The organism is Paenibacillus sp. 2TAB23 (genome assembly GCF_052115165.1).
Lineage (GTDB): Bacteria > Bacillota > Bacilli > Paenibacillales > Paenibacillaceae > Pristimantibacillus.
Genome location: NZ_JBFRGD010000043.1, coordinates 1 through 22,234, shown reverse-complemented (window position 1 = coordinate 22,234; position 22,234 = coordinate 1). Strand labels below are relative to the sequence as shown.

The window sequence follows — 22,234 nt, the reverse complement described above, 5'->3', positions numbered from 1 at the left end:
ATGTTATCCCAGTCTTATAGGCAGGTTACCCACGTGTTACTCACCCGTCCGCCGCTAACCTTGTCCCGAAGGACAAGATCCGCTCGACTTGCATGTATTAGGCACGCCGCCAGCGTTCGTCCTGAGCCAGGATCAAACTCTCCAAATGGAAGTTTTCGCTTCGACGCGATGTCGAGGTGAAAAGCTTCATGGTTTGAAATGCTCATTACATTTGTTATCGCTTTTTCGCTTATCCCGAAGGATTTGCGAGGCAGTTGTTACTCGTTGTTCAGTTTTCAAAGAGCAATCTTTTCTTTCGTTTGTAACGCTTGTTTTGCTTGTCGTCCGCGTGTTTCTCTCGGCCGGAATTAGAATATATCATGTATGCGCCCATGAGGTCAAGCGATTTTTAAAACTTTTTGAAATTTATTGTTTAACCCTGTCGTTTCCTGCTTATTTTGTCGTGCTCGCTTGCAGCTCCCGCCAGACTTTCTTATTGCTGTACTTCCGTTCAGAGCTAATATCTTCTCCGAACCATTCCGGTGCTTGGAAAGCGTTCGCTGTTTCCTCGGAATCAAACTCTACTTCTAGCACAGACAGCTCGATCTGATCATACGTGTCTATTTCAATTGTCCTGCCATCCCATTTCGCCGTAATCCGGTTTTTCGTCAGCGCTACGAAACCAAAGGCTTTGACAATCTGCTCATAAATCGACTCCGATATGGCATATTCAATTTCCTCGCGCGACAATCCGTTGCCTAGCTTAAAGGTATGCGTATACGAAACCTCACCGCTCGCCAAGTCTACAATGCGACGTACACGAAGCTCTTGATTCTCATCGATGGCCAGGTAGGTTTGCTCAATCCTTTGTTCAGAAACAAGCTGCACCTTCGCCTGCTCGATTAATGCGCTCGGAAATGCAGGAAGAAGAAACTTGCGTTCGATTTCTAATGACATCATGTACTCCCCTTTACTCATCATTGTCTTCTAGAAAAAGCTCATGGAGCATTTTCTCTCTGTTGTTGATAAATTGCTTCATCAAGATAAAATGATCGGTTTCCTCCAAAGTCATCCGCTCAATTCCCTCAGAAGATAAATTATAAATCACCGAGTCAGGATAAGCCATTAGAATCGGCGAGTGTGTGGCGATAATGAATTGCGATCGTCTCTGTACCAGCTCATGGATGCGCGAGAGCATAGCCATTTGACGAAAAGGAGAAAGAGCCGCCTCCGGCTCATCCATCATATAGATGCCGTTCCCGCTAAAGCGGTTGAGAAACGTTGCGAAAAACGATTCGCCATGCGACTGCTGATGCAGCGACTTCCCGCCGTAAGAGTCAATAATGCGCGTGCCTCGTCCACCTTCACGGTCCAATTGATCAATATTTGTTGCCACATTGTAATAGCTTTCCGCACGGAAGAAGAAGCCGTCCCGTGGTTTGTTTACGCTCCGCACCAGCCTCAAGTACGCATGCAGCTCGGAATGCGTCGCTTCTGTCGCGAAATTGAAATTGATTGTTCCACCCTCCGGATTAAAGCCTAGTCCAATAGCCATCGCTTCCAGAAGCGTTGATTTGCCCATGCCATTCTCCCCGACGAGATACGTTACCTTCGGATGGAATTCCAGCTCCTCTAAATTCTGTATGGCACTTAGATGAAACGGGTACGTGTCGAAACTAGGTACCGATTCCCTTAGGAGCTTTATGCTTCTTAAATACAGACCTTGCTGGCTTTGTCTCAAGGCGCACGCCTCCCGCACAATCAAGTCTTTTTAAGCAAATTTCTCAACTAGCCGCAGCATTTTTTGAACTTTTTCCCGCTTCCGCAAGAGCAAGGATCGTTTCTGCCGATTTTTTTCCGAGACTGTAGATCGATAACGTCGGCTTTCGCCGCTTGGTTCGGCCCTTCATTCAGCAGGAGGCTTGCGCTTGCCCGCTTAGCGGACAGCTCCTTCGGCGAGTAGCCTTTAATCGCCCATTGCTTCGTACTGTTCATCAAAGGAACCAATAGATTCGTGATCGCGTTCGCTATTTCCAAGTTTGGTATATCGATGAATTCCTTCGTAGTGCCAAGAACCTCAGCCAATGAATTTCCATTTTTGGCTGCATCGACGCAGGTTTCAGCCAACAGATCTGCTTCTGCCCGATCGATCTCATAACGGTGCAGCACAAATCGAACAAGATTCATATAAGGGGTACTGCGTTCTACATATTCCGGATCGCCTGCTCTCAGCAGCTGCTGCTTCGTAATCGGACAGAAATCCAGATCATTCCGAAGCGACCGTTCCCTTATAATACCCTCGGGATTCTCGCATAGCACGCTTGATACAAGCTGATTTTCATCAAATGTAAAGGTGTCATAATAACATTCAGCCTCATGCAATACATTGTACAGCTCATAGGCTGCGCTACTATCATCAGTCTCTGTAATGATAAAGGATTGCAGCTCGTCTACAGTCAGAACCCCGTAGTAGAACATTAAACCATGCGTAAGCCGAATCCATTCCGTATTGCGGCTAACGTTCGTATGCTCCTGCAGTAAAGTTGTTTCTTTGAAATAAGCAACCAGCTCCGCAGGCATTAACACAACATGCTTGCCCTCCAACGTTCCTTGGAATAGAATACCCCGCTCACGGAAGTACTCATATTGTTGAAACTCAAGCAATGGATTATCCCAGATGCCATCGTTTTTCACTATCTTTTGAATAAGTTTAAGCCTGTTATAGTCAAAGCTGTCTATGACTTCAGCCAAGTGCTCCGAAATTTTTTCCGACAGCTTTTCCACAAGACCTTGCTTGTTAAGCGAGCTCAGATTGCTTATTTTCAAATTTGTGCGAATACTCGTCAATTGCTGTTTAGACAAGGCTCCCAGCGCATCCGCAAAGGTGAGTGGATAAGAGAGCTGCGGCCACAGTTTTTCCAATGCTTTATCAAGTTTCATAGTCATGGTAATCTCCTAAATCATAGACGTATTTCATGCTCTTCTAGCAATAATGAAGGCAATCCCAAAAGACATGCAGGTTCAAAGATAACAAAAATCGCAGTTGGAATCAATGCAAAGCTGTATTTTCAAGGCGCATATCTTGTAAATACAGCCTATTCGTGATAGATTTTACCACACTCTTTTCCCCATAATAAATAGGCTGTCCTCGCGAGCTTACAGCCCAACAAAGACAGCCTATAGCGCTGAATTCCACATTATTTCTCCACGTTCTTTACCGTTAACAGCGAATTCAAATGCTCGAGCAAATTCCCGCCGCCAGTCAATGAAATATTGCCGATTTTCTCGCAAATTTTCTCGAGAAATTCAAGCTCTTTCAGCCGGTACAGCGTGCCGTTCTCATCCATCAGCTTAGCTGTGTTAAGCAAGCTCCGCGTTGAGGCTGTTTCCTCACGCCGAGTGATCAGAGTAGCCTGTGCCTTTTTCTCCGCAAGCAGAACCGTATTCAAAATATCCTTGATGTCTCCGGGAAGAATGATATCTTTCAAGCCCGCCGATATAAATTGCACGCCGTAGTGCTCCTTCTGCTCGTTCAAGCGCGAGAGAACAAATGCCGCAATTTCCTGCTTCATGCGCAGCAGGTCATCCAGCTTCAATGTACCGACGTACTCACGCAATATAAGCTGCAGCAAGATATACACCTGATCCTCGAAACCTTTGATTTGAATCGCTTTTATGGGATTCACAACCTTATACTGGCACACAAAATTAAGCCGCAGCGTCACTTTATCCTCTGTCATGATTTCTTGGCCGGTCATGTCGAGCTGAAGCTGGCGCAGATCCAATGTTTTCACTTGAACGCTTGTCGGGCCCTTCCAGAAAAAATATTTACCCGGGCGAAGCTCACGCTGCAGCACATTATTATAGAAGAGAAGGCCTGTCTCGTAGCTGGCAACCTCGATTGTTTGCATATAGCCTTGCAGCTTACCGAGCAAGGAACGGTCGACTTCCTCTGCTATTTCCGGGTTTCGAATATCAACGCGTATAAACGTATGCTTCTTCATGACATTCCAGAAAGCATACAGCCCCGCTGTTAGCAGACCGCTGAATTTGCCATCCTCGAAATGCAGCACATACTCGTAATCTTGAACATCTGCGATCGTCAACTCTGAGGTCAACTGCTCATCATGCAAAAACAGCTGAAGCTCCTTATTGGGAACGGAAAACCGCTTAGCTACATGTTGGATGACGACAGCATCGTCCGAAAAACTCATATGGCGATATACACCAGGCTGAAGCAGTTTGACATAGCTCCCTTTTTTGAAAAGCAAACCGCGCTCATCGCCTTTAACCGTTATTTTTTTAAACATGAATAACACCTCTTTATCATTGGGTGGTAACCTTCCTGGCAGAAGCTCTCATGCAGCGAGGCCGGAATCAGGCTTAAGAAAGAAGCTGTACAGCATTGTGACATCGCTATTGCCAGCCGCATTCGGATGCAACCTCCATCCGCTGCTTGCTCGTTTTTGCTTGGTCATAAGGGGCTGCCCGCTCCAATCGGTATCCACCGATCTCATAGGCTTTGCCGCATTGAGTGCATACAGCCAGCTCTGAGCGCTCCTGCGGAAGGTTCGTTCGTACACAGCTTGTTTTCTCCTTTGGAGGGAGTCATACATTCTCTACCAGAGAGTTATCGCGGATAAGGCGATACCAAGGGATTCGAACCCTTACATGGGGGAGATTCCGCCGAGATGGTCGTACAGCATACAGACGCATAGGATGCGTGAGCACTGCGGGATTATGGTAAATCCCTGCCAAGGTACGCCATTCGAACGTGAACCTCATCTATTATTGAAATGATCTTTAATAGCAATAGAAATAGATTAAATGCCCTTAATCGCAGCCATTGGCTTGCATTTGGCTACTACATCGGCTAAAGATGCGCCAACGACGCTGTCGATAATTTGGTCTACATCTTTATAAGCCTGCGGGCATTCATCGAGAATCGTCTGCAACGATGCATGGTTGACGAGAATTTCGTCCTCCGTGCCAACCTTAAGCGATCGCTCGAACTCATCCACCGTCACCAGCTGCTTCGTTGCCTTTCGGGACCTGGCCCGCCCTGCACCGTGGCAAATAGAGTAAAAGTTTTTCAGGCCTTCCTCTTTGCCCACCATAATGTAGGAGGACGTCCCCATCGAACCAGGAATAAGTGCGGGGTGCCCCGTTTCCTTATAGACAGGCGTATTCAGGAAATGTCCGGGCGGAAGCGCACGCGTCGCCCCTTTGCGGTGAACGAGCATCGGCTGGTTGCGGTGAAACTCTTTTAGCGCATAATTATGCATCAGGTCGTAAAGAACCGGCATTTCGAGACTCGGTCCGAATATTCCGCGGAAAGCTTCACGAACGCCGAATGCAATCATATGCCGATTGCTAACGGCGAAATTAAGCGCAGAGTACATAAGGTTCAAATAGGTCTGCCCTTCTTGGCTGTTAATGGGGGCATAAATCAAGTTCGGATCAGGATTGCTGACTCCCCACTGATTCATGGCTTCCTTGATCGTCTTGTTATGCTCCCGTCCGACCATGCCGCCCCAAGAGCGTGATCCGGAATGGATCATGACGACGACCTGACCGTCGAACAAGCCCCATTTCTCCGCAACGTCCTTGTACGCCTCATTCATTTCCAAATACTGAAGCTCTATGAAATGGTTGCCGCTGCCAAGCGATCCCAGCTGCCCCCGCGCATATTTCAAAATTTTCGGAGGCAGCTGTTTGAGGTAGCTGGTATCGAACGCAAATCGCGATTGCTCAACATGCGTCAGCCACTGGCTATCCGGTACGTATTTCTTAGACAAACCATGCAAACCATGCTCGACTACGCTCATGACGTCGATATCTTCATAGTTGGAATTTTTCCGTTCATTCGTCGGAACGTACTTCTCAATGGCTCCTATGAGCGCTCTGCGCAAATCCTTATCCATCAAATCGCGCTTATGCAGCGAAGTCGTATGAACCCTCATTCCGCATCCGATGTCCGAGCCTACGATCGAGGGAGACACGCAGCCGTTTTTCATACTCCATACTGCCGTCGTGCCAATGCAAGTACCAATGCCTACATGTGCATCAGGTGTGTAGCTCATATATTGATTTCTAGGAATTTGTAGGTTATTGTCAGCCATTTCGTATACCTTTTCTCCGAATGTTTGGAGCACCTCATCGTTTGCAAATACGTGAAGCCGTCCGTGCTCGAGCTCCATTTCATGGTGATTGCCGCCATGCTTCTTATGCTGCATCCGCATTGTCGTCCCTCCCGCCTTTCTTCTTTTATTCCGGCGCGTCGCCTTCTTGTAAGCATTATTTTGCCTGAATGCAGCGTGCGTGAACATGGCGTAAGTATGACGACCAAGGAAAATTTTCCTTTTTGTTCAAATCCGCGAGCTACCTGTTATGATAGATAGACATGATCGTTAAGGACCGGAGGTACGGGTATGGCCAGAGAAAGCTTCGATAAGGAAATCCAATTTTTACGCATGCTTGTGCTTACGAGCGGAGCCTACAATCGCCAGCAATACGCGGATAAACTCGGCATATCCGTGCATACCTTCGACAAAACGATTAAGCGGCTCAAAGAAATCGTAAACGCCGTCTATCAGAAGGCTCCTGCCGCAAGCGGCAAGGAATTCGCTGAGACGATACGCTACAGCTATCTGGATTCCTCGGATCCCATGCTGCTGTTTCTGTTTCGCGCCAAATCGCTGAAAGAATCGGAAAGCCAGCGCCTGTCCTTACTGCTTGCTGCTCTGCACGGAGAAGCAATGACCGTAAGTGAGCTTCTTGACCTATGCTGCTCCGGCATGCCTGCGGAGCTATCGCTGCCCGACGAGAAGACCATCCGCGGCGATCTCAAATATTTGGAGCAGGTTGGCGTTATCAAGCGAGCGACCGCAGCGCGTCCCTACCGCTATCGAATCAACAATGACTTAGTCCGCGAGCTGTCCCATGACGAGCTTCAGGATCTTTATGATTTCGTGGATATCATGGCGAATACTCAGCTGCCTTCCGTGCAGGGATACTTGCTGCGCGACGGACTCAAAAAGCATATCGTCCGGGAGAAGGAAGACATCGGCCGCACGGACTCCTTCTTATATAAATATCACTATTACTCGCGCTTATTAGATGAGGCTCATCTATTCACGCTGCTAAGCGCGATTCGCAGCCGCAGTTGGGTCAGCTTCCTCTATTTCTCGCCCAAGAAAGAAACGAGCTACGCCTCCAAAAATACAAATCCGCTATTCGAAAAGGATACAGACGGGCTTAATGAAACGATGCTTCCGCTTAAAGTCATCTACGATCATCAATATGGGCGCTGGTACCTGCTTGGCCATCATCCGCGCAGCGGCATTAAAAAATATCGTCTGGAGGGGCTTACCCAGGTTGCCGAAGGAACCGCTGCTGAGGAGACGTTGTTCGAAGCCAAAAGCTCTGAGCTCGAGCAGCGCATCAAGCATAGCTGGCTGATCGATACAGGCAGAACCGTTGCGGTCAAGGTTCGCTTCTTCCATCCAGGGCACGGTATTCCAAGCTTCGTCAAGGAACGCGTACTGCTTCAGGGACAATGGGGAACGATTACGGAAGAATCAGAGGAATCCTTTATTTATGACATTGAGGTAAACGGGACGATTGAGATCAAACCATGGATCAGGAGCTTCGGCTCCAGCTGCGAAGTGCTCGCGCCCTTGAAGCTTAGGGAGGAAATGATTGCGGAGTGGAAGGAGATTAGGAACTACTATGAATCCATTTGAAAAAATATTCAATTATCAAATCTTATCCCGGCTGGAAGACTCCGGAACGATGATAATTACGCAGCACGAGCGCGGCTGGCTGAAGCTGATGCTGGAGCATCCCGCAGCCGCCAGTGCCTTTGAGCTTGACACCCTTCATAAGCTGCGGGCTATATTAACGCAGGACCCTAGCCTAGATACGGACGGCTTGCTGCACAAAGCCGCAAGCAAGGAGCGGCATGTCTATCATCCGTATGTCCGCCTCATCCGGCAAGCCATTTTGAAGAACGCCGTACTGCAAATCAGCTATCTGAATAAAAGGGGTGAAGCGTCCTCTTCGCAGGCATGCTTTCCTTATAAACTCGAATACTCGATGGTGAAGCGAGAATGGTATTTACTCTATTATCAAATAAGCAATCGGAGATTAATGCGATCCAAGCTGGAGAAGCTGCTTGGGCTTGCAGAGCAGACGTGTTCGGAGGCGCTTAGCGAGCAGTACAAAGCTTCTATTCATACTTTGCTCAGTAGGCGGAGCGTTAGTGCGGATATCCTTATTGAACCGCAATACAATGGGGAGCTTTCACGAATATTGTACGCTTTTTCCTGCTTCGAGAAGGAAGTCAGCTATGCGGCTGAAGCGAATGCGTATACGATACGCTTGTTCTTCGACAGCAGCGACAGCGAGTTTGTGCTTTCCAAAACCCGATTCCTCGGCAAACGGGTGCGAATTGTGGAGGGGGAGCACCTCAAGCGGCGGATGCTGGAATCCGCAACCAAGGCACTTGGGCGCTACGCCGGGTCAAGCGGTTAACAGCTGATCTCCTGTAGTCTATGACCGATCTGCTGCGTCCCGCCATCTGCTCTTTTCATTTGGGTCAAATGGCGGCTTTTAGCCGATTTTGACGGAAAATTTCATTTGTAATCATTATAAAATAATATTGATTTTCCTATGGAAAGCGGTAACATATGAGATGAGGCACAATCATATTAAACCATAGAGGTGAATTCATTATGAGTACAGAGAAGAACAAGCTTACAACAAGCTGGGGGGCTCCCGTCGGGGACAACCAAAACTCGATGACAGCCGGATCTCGCGGTCCTACGTTAATTCAAGATGTTCACCTGCTGGAGAAACTCGCGCATTTCAACAGGGAACGCGTTCCCGAACGTGTCGTTCATGCCAAGGGCGCCGGTGCGCACGGGTACTTCCAGGTTACGCATGATGTGACCCCTTATACCAAAGCCAGCTTCTTATCCGAGGTCGGCAAACGTACCCCCATGTTTATCCGCTTCTCAACCGTTGCAGGCGAGCTTGGATCCGCCGATACGGTGCGCGACCCGCGCGGCTTCGCCGTCAAGTTCTACACCGAGGAAGGAAATTATGACTTGGTAGGCAACAACACGCCTGTCTTCTTCATTCGCGATGCAATCAAATTCCCAGATTTCATTCATACACAGAAGCGCCATCCCCAAACTCATCTCAAAAACCCGAACGCCGTTTGGGATTTCTGGTCTCTCTCTCCCGAATCCCTGCACCAGGTTACGATTCTGATGTCTGACCGGGGCATTCCAGCCACGCTTCGGCATATGCACGGCTTCGGAAGCCATACCTTCAAATGGGTAAATGCGGAAGGGCAAGCCGTTTGGGTAAAATACCATTTTAAAACCGAGCAAGGCGTTCAGAACCTCGCCCCTGACGTTGCTGCACAAATTGCGGGAGATAATCCGGACTACCACACCGAGGATCTGTTCAATGCCATTGCAAACGGCGATTTCCCTGCATGGAAGCTATACGTACAAATCATGCCTACCGAAGATGCGGATACATATCGGTTCGACCCGTTTGACGTAACGAAGGTATGGTCTCAAAAGGATTATCCGCTTATCGAGGTTGGGCGCATGGTGTTAGACCGCAATCCGGACAACTACTTCGCTGAGGTTGAACAGGCGACTTTTTCTCCAGGGTCATTCGTCCCGGGTGTTGAAGCTTCTCCGGACAAAATGCTGCAAGGCCGATTGTTCGCTTATTCCGATGCCCATCGATACCGGGTTGGCGCAAACCATAATCAGCTGCCGATCAACCGTCCGACAAGCGAGGTCCTCAACCACCAGCGCGACGGTCAAATGCGGGCCGATGGCAACGGCGGCGCTTCGATGTACTATGAGCCGAACAGCTATGGCGGGCCAACGGAATCCACCGACCATAAGCCTGCTCCTTTCCAAGTGTCCGGTCAAGCAGACAGCGTCGGTTATGACCATCATGATCATTATACGCAAGCCGGAGACCTGTATCGTTTGCTTAGCGAGGAAGAACGCGCCCGCTTAGTCGATACGATCGTAGGAGCCATGAAGCCGGTGGAGAAAGATGAGATCAAGCTCCGCCAAATCGGACATTTCTACAAAGCGGACCCTGAGTACGGACAACGCGTCGCAGAAGGGCTCGGTCTTTCCGTCACGCAGCAATAATCATTTTTTTATATCCGATATAGACAAAGGGGATGGCCGCTCGGGCCATCCCCTTTGTCTATATCCCGCTTAGTTGAACGGGTAAATCCAGAAACGCTCCGTACCATAGCGCTCCCGTATTTCCTCATCCTCCAGCTTTTTGCTGCCCATGAGCTCAGCGGCTTGGAATTGGGAGCGGTGAGCCTCAATGGAAGCCATCTTAGGCTTCAAATAATCCTTAACGTCATTCAGCAAATGCGGCTTGCCTAACACTTGCTGATGGTTTTTGGAGAAAGCTACGCCATACACAACCGGTTGCTCCTCCTTGGGCAGCCTGCTAATCGTCCGTACGACGGCAGCGCCGCATGCATCATGGTCCGGATGCACACTAAAGCCAGGGTAAAACGTATATACGATCGTAGGGCGCAGCTCTTTAAGCAAATGGTCCAGCTGTTCGTCCAAATACGCCTGATCCTCGAATTCAATCATCTTGTCATGGAAGCCCAGCATTCTCAGATCCTGAATACCGATTGCTTCGCAGGATCTCTCCAGCTCGAGCTTACGGACATGCGGAAGCGTTACCCGATTAGCAAAAGGCGGGATTCCCATGTTCCGGCCCATCTCCCCTAGCGTCAAACAAGCATAAGTGACATGAGCTCCGTCATCTATATGTTTAGCAAGCGTGCCTGATACCGTGAACGCCTCGTCATCAGGATGCGGAAAAACGACCAATATATGCTCAGCCATAACGTTTTCTCTCTCCTCTCTCATTAAAAGGGTTCCCTGCTTAATTGAAGCGAAACGACCAGCTTCCCTTGCCCATCATGTCCTGCGAGCAGCAGTCTTCCTGTCTCCTGCTCCTCCCAATGCGTCAATCCCTCCGTATAGATCCAGCCCTCTGCCATCTTGAGACCGACCCGGTAAGGACCAATCCCCGCGATAGACCCATGGGAATATTTAATTCTGGCATTCGTAATGAAATTCGCTGCCGGATGTTTCGAGCTGTCAATATGGGACGCATAGGCTCCCGTAGTCATCTCAAGATGAAGATAAAGCTCCTCATCCTTAAAGCTTTCAATCATGAGCTGTACTTTATCCAGATTGATGAGCTGCAATCTAACCCCTCCTTGGTCTCCCCAAAACGATTATAATTTCTATGAATGCAATCATTCTAACATACTTGAATAGAAACAAATAACTTAGTCCATTTGAACTAGCTTTGTATCTAGTATATATGATATACTAACTTCCAAATTTATAGAGCATAGGTCATGAAATATGGATTTTTTTATTGCGTGATTCTATCTACCAGGAGGCCAGACATGAGAAATTTATCGATTAGCAAAAAACTGCTTGGAGGGTTTATATCTGTCCTTATCTTATTAGCTATCATAATGACGATTAACTTGGTACAGCTTATATCGCTCAACCATACATACACCGAATTGATTGAAGACCGCACCAAGAAGATGCTGGAAGTGAAGGATATGGTCATTGCCGTCAAATCGGAACAAATCGCTGTCCGTGTATATGCCATGCTTGGCGACGAAACCTCGCTCAAAGGAATTACATCCTCCCATGAATCTTATATTTCCATTAGCAAGCAGCTGGCAGCAGCTGTAAAAACACCTGAAATGATTGAAATGCTTAAGCAATCCGATGCCGCTGAGAACGAATATTTCGAGCTTGCCAAGGAAGTAAGCGAACTCAAAAAACAAAACAAAGAACAAGAGTTTACTGCTCTCCTATCGAATCAAGGCCGTACTATTATTGCGCGCTTTGAGAAGATATTAACGGATATGGAAGCCTATCAGCAAAGCTTGCTGGATACAAGTCAAGTACAAGCATCCAAACAAGTCGAGGACGTCATTTCTCTCGTTATTATTTTGGGCATCATCACACTTGTATTGGGCTTAGCAATTGCTATTCTTATCGGCAGGCTCATTTCGAGACCGATTGTGGAGCTGGCAAAAGCAGCCGAGAAAATTGCTACCGGCGACCTTACAGGCAAGCCCATTATGATGAAAAGCAACGATGAGATTGGCATGCTGTCCAGCTCCTTTAATATGATGGCTAATAATCTTAGGGCACTCATTGTGCGGGTAGGCAGCTCCTCAGAACAAGTAGCTGCGTCTTCTGAGAACCTAAGCGCAAGCGCTGAGCAAACGTCTCTCGTGACGGAACAAATTGCAATCACCATTCAAGATGTTGCCACGGGAGTAGACCGCCAGGTGACCTTGGCCCATGAAGGCTTCCAGACCATCCATGAGATGTCGATCGGCTTCCAGCAGATCGCTGCAAATACACAAACGGTATCTGCCAAGGCTGCAGAAGCATCAGAAAAAGCGATTTCCGGCAATGAATCGATAAAATCGGCGGTCGCCCAAATGAATGCGATCAATGATACGGTCAGCGGGCTTGCCGAGGTTATCAGTGAGCTGGACGGCAAATCAAACCAAATTAATAACATCGTCGGCGTCATTACCGAGCTATCTGCCCAAACCAATTTATTGTCTCTAAATGCTGCAATCGAAGCGGCAAGAGCAGGCGAGCACGGTCGCGGCTTCGAGGTTGTCGCCACCGAGGTACGGAAGCTGTCACAGCAATCGTCTGACTCGGCTCAGCAGATATCCTCCCTCATCTCTTCTATTCAGGCTGAAATGGCGAAAGCCGTTCAATCGATGGAGAAGGTGACAGCCGAGGTTCACTCCGGTATTTCAATCGTACATACAGCTGGACAATCCTTTGACTATATTCGCGAGGCTGCCGAAGCGGTTGCAACGGAATCAGAAGAGGTTTCCGCCTCCGTCGAACAGATGACAGCAGGAGTAGACGAAATGACCGGATCAATGAAAATGATTGCTGAGGTAACGGAAAGCTCAGCAGCGGGCGCAGAGCAAGTGACTGCATCCACGCAAGAGCAGCTCTCTTCCATGGAAGAGATAAGCTCATCGTCAAGCGCGCTAGCTAGAATGGCGGAGGAGCTTCAGCAAACAATCAACCAATTCAGAGTAAGATAACCGTAAGAGCACTCCTACTCAGCCGGCATTATGTGGTATACTGCTACAATATTACTATGCAGGAGGATCAGTCCGATGAAAATTTATGTCGTTCAATCGTTTAATGAAGACGGTCTGGAAAATGTTTATGTGGGAGCAGATGAGGAAAAAGCGCTGTCGCTGAAAGCAGCCGACTTCGACCATTGTGATGCCTTGTTTGTTGAGATTTGGGAGGACGGCGCGAAAACCGATGACTTCCGACTGCTCGAATCGCCAGAGGATGCCGAGGAAGAGACAGAGCAGGAAGCTTAACATACGCTCTCCAAAAATAAATAGGCTTGCAACCTTTTGTCGAACACGGTCGTCTAGTGTTCGACTTTATTTGTTAAGGAGAGAACTAAATGCTACATATGAAAAAATCGTTGTCCAAAATGGCTGTTCTTGCACTCACCGTGTCCATGCTTGCAACCGGCTGCAACAATGCAGGGAATGATCCGGTTAACAACTCATCGGCTGGCAATGCGACGAATGAGGCTGAAGCCACCGAGCAGCCTACCGTTAATCCTGCTACGGATGAACCCGTCGCTACCGAAGCACCTGCTGGTGAAGCTGCTACGAGCGAGCCCGCGGTTACCGAAGAGCCTGCCGCTGATGCTGCGACGAGCGAGCCTGCGGCAACGGAACAGCCAACTACAGCAGATGAACCGCAAGTTAAGCCAGCTAACCCGCCCGGCAGACCTTCTGGCGGCAAGCCTGCTCAACCAGCGGCACCGAAGGAGAAGCCAGCCGCTACTGCCACGCCGACACAAAAACCGACGCAAAAGCCAACACAGAAGCCGAGTGCAACCTCTAAGCCTACTGTAAAGCCTGCCGAGGTCGTTAACGTATCGGATATCTCCGATAAAATCATTGCCGATATGGAAATGCCACGCATGATTCCTGCCGAAGGCGAGCTGGTTAAAGACATGTACGGTATTGATGCAAGCACGCTCCTGTCAGAAGGCATTTTCCTGCAGGCCATGATGAATACAAAGGCAACAGAGCTTGTTATTGTAAAGCTGAAATCGGACAAAAGCTATGATGCGGTCGTTGAAGGCTTAGAGGCACGCGCCGCACAAATCCAAAAAACGTTCGAAACCTATTTGCAGGATCAATACGAGGATGCCAAAAATTATAAAATCGTCCGTAAAGGCGATTATGTGATGCTCTCTATCTCTCATGATCAGGACAAGGTTCTTGAAATCTTTAATGGATTTTTCAAATAAACGCAAAGAGAGACTATTCGAGTAGTCAGTCTGGATATGCCAGCTCCCTCCTTGTACCTATTAAGAGGTAACATAAAGAACCTTCCGCTCCGCTTTTATAGCGAAGTTGAAGGTTCTTTCCGCGTGATAGGGGTTGGGCCGCATTGGATTATCATGATATGGGCACTAGTAGCACTAGTACTTAAGCCGATACCTTGTCAGCCTGCCTCGCAGCCCCTAGTCTAGCAGCTCCGCGCAAGCATGCCGTTATTGCCACGCACTCACCAAAGGTCAGCAGCAGCAGCATAAAGTCCTGCAGCATGCCCATGCCATCCACGCTCCAACCAAACAGCTTCATATTGACTTGCATAAACAAAATATGCCCGAAGAAGACCACCATGCTGAACAGGCTAATCGCTTTGTTGTATTGATGCACCGTTTTGCTTTGAATGCGCAGCAGGCCGTAGAAGATAATAAGCGTATTCGGCAGCATGCTGAAAGCAAGCTTATAGTCCGTTGTCCATTCACTGAAAATAAGCAGCAGCGCTGTCTCCACAATAGTAAGAACAATCGCGAATGTCACCATCCGCTTCATATTCAGCTTCAGGAAGCCTTCCTCGTATTTGGCAATCAACGCCCCGATGATGACAAAGGTTAAACCAAATCCGATGTACCTTGTCACAAATAGATACAAATAGCCGATATAAATTGGATCAATGGATGAATAGCTCTCAGCTGTGATACCCAGCACAGTTTTGAGACTTCCCGAAACGAATTGCATGCTTACAAAGCCTAGCAAAGCTAGGCCGGCAGCAAGACGAAAGTATTGCTTTTGAAAAAGTACAAATGCAGCAAGCAAACCAAAAACAAGCGGCGGAATAAACCAAAATTGAATAAAGGGCCCGTTTAAAAAAATGGCCATAAACAATACTTTAGCCTGAATCATCAGGTTTCCTGTTCCCAGTCCATCGCTAACCAGCTTCGGAAAGATGCTTCCTGCAATAAACAAACAACAAAATAAAGCATAAATGATGCCAATGCGCTTGAAGTATTTAAGCATATACGAGCGCGGACTGTCAGCATGGGTCCAGCTTTTGTAGGCTAGGAAACCAGCGACGACATAAAAACAAGGCACGACGATCCGGGTCGCAAGCGAAGTAAACTGTATGATCGCTTGACCAGGCAATAGCGCCATATAACGAATAAGCATGAGATGCGCAACGAGCACGAGCAAGGAGCCCGCCAGCTTGAATAGCGTAATGCCCGGGTAAAATTTACGCATTCTTCCGAAGCTCTCCCTTCCCGCTCAGCACCATCGACTTAATCTCGGCAATCGATATTTTACCCGTTGGAGATAGAGGGAATCCCGGAAGAAATACAATATAGCGCGGCAGCTTAAAGGCTGATAAATAAGGAGTCATGTCTTTTTTCAGCTTATCTGGCGTCAAACCTGCCCCTTGCCTTGCTACCACGCAAGCGCATACCTGCTCGCCGTACAGCTCGTCGGGCACTCCGATCACTAGCGCTTCATCAATATCCTCATGCCGCAGAAGTACATTCTCGATTTCGACTGGAGATATTTTTTCGCCGCCGCGGCTTATCATCCGGTGCAGTCGTCCCGTGATCGTTAAGTGCCTCTGATGATCCAGAAAACCAAGATCTCCAGACTTATACCAGCCATCCTCGGTCATGCTCGCCTTATCGTAGGCCTCATTCGTATAACGCATGACTCTGTGGCTGCGAATCGCAATTTCTCCGTGCTCATGGGGCGGCATCGCTTCCCCCGTATCCGGGTTAAGGATCCGAACCTCAACGAGCTTATCCACCTTCCCGCCAATACTGTACGCGCCCTTCTCGAACTCCTTGTAATTGATCAAGCCGCTCAGCAAATTCGTATGGCTAAGAAGCTTGTACAGCAGCAGCAGTACTACGTTGTTTCTACGATTTACGAAGCAGGTTCCATTCGCAACGGCACCTGCTTCCGACGAGCCATAGCTGACCATAAAGAAATACAGACTCATCCCCTTCATGATTTTTTGCAAAATCGTATTATTGACAGCGGCCGATGTAAATGCGATGCCTAGCAACGATTTGAGATTGAATTCCTCTCTGCGGGGCGAGAGCAGCATCTGCTGGACCATATACGGAGTTCCGATCAGTACTCTGCATTTCTCCTTCTCCACGGCTGCTAACGCATTCAAAGGGTTGAAATGACTGAGCATGACAATTCGGATATTGCAAGACTTCAAGCTGGTAAACAACGTGGCGAATCCGCCGAGGTGATATAAAGGGAGCAAGTTCATAACGGCAAAATAACGGGTTATCTTGTCGCTCAAAGACATAAGCAGCGAATTCGTTTTCCCCGTGTCATTGCTTTGGTCGGAGGAAATGAGAAATGATGCGGTTGACCGCAGCACACCCTTCGGAAGCCCCAGCGTACCTGAGGTATAAAGGAGAATAAGCGGATCTTGGGGAGATATAGACCTGCAAGCGGCCTCAAATGCGGTCTCCTCCATAACAGAGCCAAACGTTTTCAAATCCGCATAAAGTAGGAACGGCGTACTTTCCTGCGCACCCGGTCCCTCGTCCAGTACGAAAATATGCTTCGGGAGCCACTCGCCTGTATCTGCTGCTTCCCTGCTATCGTGTATGATTTCCTGTACGATCGACGGAAAATGGTTTTGCTGCGCCTCGGCGCCCATTATCAGAGCGACTGGTTTCGCGTCCTTCAGATAATGCCCTAGCTCCTGCTTTTTGGAATATGTATTGAGAGGCACGATAACGGCGCCTACACATGCAGCGGCAAACATAGCTGCAATCATCTCTGCCCTGCCTGGCATGAGAACCGCTATTGCATCGCCTTTCTTAACGCCAATCCGCAGAAAGCCTTTTGCCAGCAAGCGTGCTTCCTCCCATATCATTTGCCAGGTGTAATGCTGGTTTATACCTGGAAAGCTGTAGGCTACATCATGAGCACTCTCGCTTGCTCTTTTGTGAAGCAAATACGGAATGGTAGCGCTGTTCCAATCAGTTTTTTTCTTCATTCCTGTTAACCCCCGCTTTGTAAAATGGAACGGTACAGCCTCGTGCTGTACGATATTTATGTTTATACAAACTTTATATCGAACAAAATGTTTGATATATACTTCATAAGTGTCTTTCCATATCTGTTATATCTAATATAACATCAAAGTAGTTCTTAATAAAGAACATTCTTATAAAAAACGCGGCATCCGCTTTTAATAACAGATGCCGCGAGTAAACCTTATTTGCCTGAAACGGCAGCCGTTACAGGCTTCACCGATTTTTTATCTTTTCCGTTTACTTGTTTAGAGCCATCCGTCTGTTTAATCTTTCCGATTAGCAAGCTAAGCGGCAAAGCAACGACTGCAACCAAGGTTGCAACGACGTATACATCATTAACGCTCATCGTAAAGGACATGATACCGATATGAAGCTCGTCGACATCCCCCGCTTTCATTAAATCCGTGGCGTGCGTAACGGATCTGGAAGCAAGCATCGTTGTGAAGATTGCAATCGCGAAGGAGCCGAATACGTTCCGCGTCCAGTTCGTAATCGCAGAAGCATGACCCGATAGCTCTGCAGGGATTTGTTCCATCGCCGCGTTGCTTGACGGCATCACGACAAACGCAATTCCTATGTTGCGTACAATCATCCACCAAATGATGTAAGTATGGGACACGTCGACACTGAGCCAGCTTAGCGCGAGTGTTCCAATCGTTAGCAAAGCAATCCCGCCAGACATTAGCCAGCGCGGACCGATGATGCCGTACAATTTCCCTACGACCGGCATAAGCAGCGCCATCGCAAGCGAGGCCGGCAGCAAGATCATACCCGTATCCATAGCTGATACATGTTGAATGCGCTGCAGGAATATCGGCGTCAGCAGCGTACCCGAGTACAGGCTGATCGTAATAATATTCGAGATTACCGCATTCAATGTGAACCGTCTATTTTTGAAAACTTTTAGGTTAAGCAGCGGCGTCTCTGTCGTAAGCTCACGCCAAATGAATAGCAGCAATGAAATGACTCCTAGGATGAACAGGCCAATAATCTTCCAAGATCCCCATCCCCATGTATGTCCTTGGCCCAGCGCAAGCAATAATGATGAGCTGCTGACAATGACGGTCAAAAAGCCAAGTCCGTCGAAGCTCTTAGGCACGTTCATCCGGTAATACGGAATGTACGCATACACAAAACCAATTGCGATCAGACCAATCGGAATGTTCATCAAGAACAGCCATTGCCAGTTCATGTTCTCCAGCACCCAGCCGCTGATTGTAGGACCAAATGCAGGTGCCAGCATCGCTGACAAGCCCCAGAATGCCACGGCCATCGCTTGACGTTCCCTTGGAATAATCTGATAAATAATAGACATCGTCGCAGGAATGATCAATCCGCTAAAAGCGCCTTGCAGTACGCGGAAAGTAATCAATGAGCCCTCGCTCCAAGCAGACGCGCATAGGATTGATGCGAGCGTAAAGCCAATCAGTGAAAACAAATACAGACGACGATAACTGAACCTCTCGCCTAGATAACCGGCGATTGGTGCCGTTGTTCCCATCGCCAGCATAAAGCCTGTCAGTGTCCACTGCACAGAGCTTAGTGTCGTGTCGAAATGATCGGTCAAAATCTCAAGCGCCAGATTGATTGTAGCCGACGCCAATACACATAAAAAAGACCCGATAAAAATAGCAACCATTATAGGCCAAAAACGCACCTTTTGAACTTCTGCTTGATTCATGTAGCTCTCCCACACCCTTTAATATTACTTTACAGCTTAACTATTATATTTTAGTTCTAAACTATTTTCAATGCCTATGTCAGTCTTTTTTTAATATCCGCCATTGAAAGCGTTACTACTCATCTTTACTCTCCAGCGCTATAATAAGAGAAGGATTAAGAAAATTAAGGAAGTGGATTGAAGAATGCCTTTTCAATTTCAAGATAATACTTCTCAGGCGGCAAGCAGCCCCAAAAAACAGCAACCAGAGGCTTCTACTGATAACCAACAGTCTGCTGCGGGCGAATATGCAGCACCTGGCTTCTCCCAGGCCAACCTGCTGCAGCTCCAGAGAAATATGGGCAATCGAGCCGTTGCGCAGCTCGTTTCGAAGCAAGGCGTTATCCAGAGAACAATCGAAATAAAAGATTATTCAGGCCGTGAAGACCTGCTCGAATATTGCAAGTCTAGAATGCTCTATTTTGTCTCGCCTTCCGCACTGATGGAGGAGGTCATGAAGGAAAAGCCGCCTCACGTCAAAGAACAATTGGACCATGAACTGGTTTATGGTTTTAGCTTCTCGAAGCTCAATGCCTTTTTGGACGATTGGCATGCGGACGGACAAACATTCACCTACAGCAATGACACCAAAGGCTTTAATAAGCTCGCCAAGGATGCAATCAAATACCATCTAAATAAGCATTACAATTGGCGCAGCATCGGAACGGCGGAATATATGACAGGCGATGCTACGGGTCTAGCTATGGTTCCGCTCGTCGATCCAAGCTTGACGGTCAAAGTGCTTACGGGCGATCAGAGAAAAGCGCCCTTCCTTCCCGATAAAGCAGAAAACTTATTTAAAGATCCCCCGGCTGAGACGGAGCAAACCAAACGAATCCAAGGTCCATCCTTCCTGAAAGACCGAAAGGCATTGCCCGAATATTTCGATGCGGCGCAAAAAGCGGGCGGGATCTCCTTCAGCAAAACGGACGATAACAGCAGCTACCAAGGCACATCCGACCGCTATTCAACCGTCTATAATGAGCATACGCCGGGTACCGTTCGTCCTTGGAATAAGGAAACCTATGAAGCAACGCGGGTTATCGGCGAAGCATTGCGTGACCCAGAGAAGACAAGTCTATTGCGGGAACAGATTCAGCTGGGAGACTCAACGGGAGATCAAGCGCTCAAGACAAAAATCGAGGAATTCAAAAGAGTAAGGCTTGACCCAGTGTTAGACGGTAAAAAATGTCTCATTCTTTGGGGACGCAACAGCGGCCAAAAAGGCGGCGCCCATAAAGAGCTGGACTCGCACCGGTTGATGGTCATGCAGCTCGCAACGAAGCTTCGGGATTCCTTTCCTGATCGCCAGCTCCTTTTTGTAGGGGATCAAGTCATAACCAAGCAGGAGCTTGGTGTCGGCAATGAAGTTACCTACTTGGGCGAATTCTGGAAACCGGAAAATTCCGGAGAGGAATATGCGCCTTCATTGCGAGACCGGAATGCGCAGCGGTATTTGTTCCAGCTTCTGCACCGAGAGAATAGCGCCGTCTCTATCGGCATGAGAAGCGGAAGCTTGGAGGGCATGGCATTGCTTGGGCTAAACGTCATTTATATTGACGATAAGGACAATAATGCAGCAGGACGAATGGAGTTTTGGTCTGGAGAAGCCGCGGATACGCGCGGGGCTGCTCTCTTGGAGCATCAGGATGATTCTGATTTGCAGGCTGCATGGGAGAAATCGATGGAAGGACCTCTTCCTAATTACAAAAGGATCTCTACCCTCCAGAAGATGGGAGACGAGATCGATAAACGGGATGCCGTTATTCAAAAAGGACTAGCGTTTTATACAACCCTTCTAGACGAGAATGATCATACAGGACTACCGATCTGTACGGAAGAGGGCACGCCGAACGGTACTAAAATGACAAATCCTCTAATGACGCAAGCCGTTTTTACAGGAACTTTTTTTGCAAACAAAATGCCGGATAAGCCTGCAGTCATTACCAGCTTTCTTAAAGATTACGAAAGCCTGTTGAATACGCTCGCAACCGTTAATTACAAAGGAAAAGCTGCAGTTACCAAGGGCAGCTCCTTTAAATTTAATGCAGCAACTATTCGTAGAATGATTACGAACATAACAGATATGGATGACAGCTCAGACAAAACCGAGGCATTATTGCATTTGAACTCCCTGTTAGTTAAGCGTGACTTTACGGATGTCGGCCTTGCAGGGGATTGGGACAATTCGGCGGGCGCTGACTCTTTGCTCAAGGATGTAGCAAGTGATACTCCCTCGCACCCCCAATTGATTTTGTTTAATAAACAATTCCTGCGTATCCGTAATGGACTCGATGGGAAAAGAGAKGCCGCCGCCGCAAGTTCAACTAGATTCAAGAGGTCTGACGTTCTGTCACTGGTGGCCGCTACCAGACTGATGATTAACAGCAACCAGCTGCAGGAAAGCGAAGAGAATCAAGTCGAATTTTTGGTCAACTATTTAAGTCCTTCCGATTAAGCGATACTAAACTTGGCCACTAACAGTTGCATCAACATCATCATCGAAAAAGAGCTGCGCATCTAATCTTGGTTAGACGCGCAGCTCTTTGCTTATAAATAAAAAAACATTGTTCATCTGAACAATGGTCTAAGGTAAATATATGGTGGAGGATGACGGGATCGAACCGCCGACCCTCTGCTTGTAAGGCAGATGCTCTCCCAGCTGAGCTAATCCTCCATGGAAATAATTAAACCCGTAAAGCCGGATCTATCGCTGAATCGCTCCTGGATTAGCTCCAGAATAGTTCCAAACAAAGTCCTTCATGGGGTTTGCACGCTGAAAACTGGATACGAAAGATAAGGTTTGCTGAACCTTTTATAGCTGCTGTTTGCCGGATGTATGGTTCCGGGGCAAATGTAAGTCTATGCTTACGACCTCCGTTTGCTTTTCAAACTGTTTAGGATAAGCCCTCGACCGATTAGTATTCGTCAGCTGCACACATTGCTGTGCTTCCACCCCGAACCTATCAACCTCGTCGTCTTCAAGGGGTCTTACATACTGGGAAATCTCATCTTGAGGGGGGCTTCACGCTTAGATAT

General features: G+C 48.0%; 18 protein-coding genes, 1 tRNA gene and 2 rRNA genes. 7 read left to right on the top strand and 14 right to left on the bottom strand.

Going from position 1 to position 22,234, the window contains the following annotated elements:
- The 7 genes from AB4Z29_RS31635 to AB4Z29_RS31605 all read right to left on the bottom strand — a co-directional run.
- A 16S ribosomal RNA gene (locus AB4Z29_RS31635) occupies window positions 1-148 on the bottom strand; the annotation flags it as partial.
- Window positions 149-432: 284 nt separating this feature from the next.
- Window positions 433-936 carry a CYTH domain-containing protein gene (locus AB4Z29_RS31630; protein WP_441946858.1) on the bottom strand — a complete coding sequence of 168 codons (504 nt, stop codon included), beginning with the start codon at window positions 934-936 and terminating at the stop codon, window positions 433-435.
- A 13-nt stretch (window positions 937-949) separates the two neighbouring features.
- Window positions 950-1,720, bottom strand: a complete 771-nt coding sequence (locus tag AB4Z29_RS31625) for an AAA family ATPase (protein ID WP_441946857.1) — start codon at window positions 1,718-1,720, stop codon at window positions 950-952.
- 47 nt (window positions 1,721-1,767) lie between these two features.
- Window positions 1,768-2,925, bottom strand: a complete 1,158-nt coding sequence (locus tag AB4Z29_RS31620) for a YecA family protein (protein ID WP_441946856.1) — start codon at window positions 2,923-2,925, stop codon at window positions 1,768-1,770.
- A 251-nt stretch (window positions 2,926-3,176) separates the two neighbouring features.
- Complete coding sequence (locus AB4Z29_RS31615; RefSeq protein WP_441946855.1) at window positions 3,177-4,289, bottom strand: slipin family protein; 1,113 nt, start codon at window positions 4,287-4,289, stop codon at window positions 3,177-3,179.
- Between the two features lie 48 nt (window positions 4,290-4,337).
- Window positions 4,338-4,562 (bottom strand): hypothetical protein, encoded by a 225-nt coding sequence (locus AB4Z29_RS31610; RefSeq protein ID WP_441946854.1) that lies wholly within the window; start codon window positions 4,560-4,562, stop codon window positions 4,338-4,340.
- Window positions 4,563-4,802: 240 nt separating this feature from the next.
- Window positions 4,803-6,221: an RtcB family protein gene (locus AB4Z29_RS31605; RefSeq protein ID WP_441946853.1), complete on the bottom strand. Its 1,419-nt coding sequence runs from the start codon at window positions 6,219-6,221 to the stop codon at window positions 4,803-4,805.
- A gap of 189 nt (window positions 6,222-6,410) precedes the next feature.
- Here AB4Z29_RS31605 and AB4Z29_RS31600 point away from each other — a divergent pair, with 189 nt between their 5' ends.
- The 3 genes from AB4Z29_RS31600 to katA all read left to right on the top strand — a co-directional run bounded on the left by AB4Z29_RS31600 (window position 6,411) and on the right by katA (window position 10,169).
- Entirely contained in the window at window positions 6,411-7,724 is a 1,314-nt protein-coding gene (locus AB4Z29_RS31600; RefSeq protein WP_441946852.1) for a helix-turn-helix transcriptional regulator, read from the top strand.
- Window positions 7,711-8,514, top strand: a complete 804-nt coding sequence (locus tag AB4Z29_RS31595) for a WYL domain-containing protein (protein WP_441946851.1) — start codon at window positions 7,711-7,713, stop codon at window positions 8,512-8,514. The genes AB4Z29_RS31600 and AB4Z29_RS31595 overlap by 14 nt, the downstream gene beginning before the upstream one ends.
- 200 nt (window positions 8,515-8,714) lie before the next feature.
- A complete protein-coding gene (gene katA, locus AB4Z29_RS31590; RefSeq protein WP_441946850.1) occupies window positions 8,715-10,169 on the top strand; it encodes a catalase KatA in 1,455 nt (484 codons plus the stop codon).
- Window positions 10,170-10,238: 69 nt separating this feature from the next.
- Here the strand turns inward: katA and bshB2 are convergent, their stop codons facing one another.
- Window positions 10,239-10,895: a bacillithiol biosynthesis deacetylase BshB2 gene (gene bshB2 / locus AB4Z29_RS31585; RefSeq protein ID WP_441946849.1), complete on the bottom strand. Its 657-nt coding sequence runs from the start codon at window positions 10,893-10,895 to the stop codon at window positions 10,239-10,241.
- 23 nt (window positions 10,896-10,918) lie between these two features.
- Window positions 10,919-11,263, bottom strand: coding sequence for a YojF family protein (locus AB4Z29_RS31580; protein ID WP_441946848.1), 345 nt, complete (start codon window positions 11,261-11,263; stop codon window positions 10,919-10,921).
- A gap of 207 nt (window positions 11,264-11,470) precedes the next feature.
- Here AB4Z29_RS31580 and AB4Z29_RS31575 point away from each other — a divergent pair, with 207 nt between their 5' ends.
- The 3 genes from AB4Z29_RS31575 to AB4Z29_RS31565 all read left to right on the top strand — a co-directional run bounded on the left by AB4Z29_RS31575 (window position 11,471) and on the right by AB4Z29_RS31565 (window position 14,412).
- A complete protein-coding gene (locus AB4Z29_RS31575) occupies window positions 11,471-13,168 on the top strand; it encodes a methyl-accepting chemotaxis protein (protein WP_441946847.1) in 1,698 nt (565 codons plus the stop codon).
- A 75-nt stretch (window positions 13,169-13,243) separates the two neighbouring features.
- Window positions 13,244-13,459 (top strand): hypothetical protein, encoded by a 216-nt coding sequence (locus AB4Z29_RS31570; protein WP_183571564.1) that lies wholly within the window; start codon window positions 13,244-13,246, stop codon window positions 13,457-13,459.
- A gap of 89 nt (window positions 13,460-13,548) precedes the next feature.
- A complete protein-coding gene (locus AB4Z29_RS31565; protein ID WP_441946846.1) occupies window positions 13,549-14,412 on the top strand; it encodes a DUF4358 domain-containing protein in 864 nt (287 codons plus the stop codon).
- 181 nt (window positions 14,413-14,593) lie between these two features.
- On the opposite strand, the gene AB4Z29_RS31560 is transcribed toward AB4Z29_RS31565, so the two are convergent.
- From AB4Z29_RS31560 to AB4Z29_RS31550, 3 genes are all read right to left on the bottom strand, one after another.
- The gene (locus tag AB4Z29_RS31560; protein WP_441946845.1) at window positions 14,594-15,673 is read right to left on the bottom strand and encodes an acyltransferase family protein; all 1,080 of its coding nucleotides are present in this window, start codon (window positions 15,671-15,673) and stop codon (window positions 14,594-14,596) included.
- The gene (locus tag AB4Z29_RS31555; protein ID WP_441946844.1) at window positions 15,666-17,435 is read right to left on the bottom strand and encodes a class I adenylate-forming enzyme family protein; all 1,770 of its coding nucleotides are present in this window, start codon (window positions 17,433-17,435) and stop codon (window positions 15,666-15,668) included. Before AB4Z29_RS31555 ends, AB4Z29_RS31560 begins: the two co-directional genes overlap by 8 nt.
- Before the next feature lie 221 nt (window positions 17,436-17,656).
- Entirely contained in the window at window positions 17,657-19,156 is a 1,500-nt protein-coding gene (locus tag AB4Z29_RS31550; RefSeq protein WP_441946843.1) for a DHA2 family efflux MFS transporter permease subunit, read from the bottom strand.
- A 184-nt stretch (window positions 19,157-19,340) separates the two neighbouring features.
- Between AB4Z29_RS31550 and AB4Z29_RS31545 the strand changes: the two genes are divergently transcribed.
- Window positions 19,341-21,653, top strand: a complete 2,313-nt coding sequence (locus tag AB4Z29_RS31545; protein ID WP_441946842.1) for a hypothetical protein — start codon at window positions 19,341-19,343, stop codon at window positions 21,651-21,653.
- Window positions 21,654-21,796: 143 nt separating this feature from the next.
- Here AB4Z29_RS31545 and AB4Z29_RS31540 read toward each other — a convergent pair.
- Window positions 21,797-21,872 (bottom strand) — tRNA-Val (locus AB4Z29_RS31540).
- Between the two features lie 221 nt (window positions 21,873-22,093).
- Window positions 22,094-22,234: ribosomal RNA gene (locus tag AB4Z29_RS31535) — 23S ribosomal RNA — on the bottom strand; the annotation flags it as partial.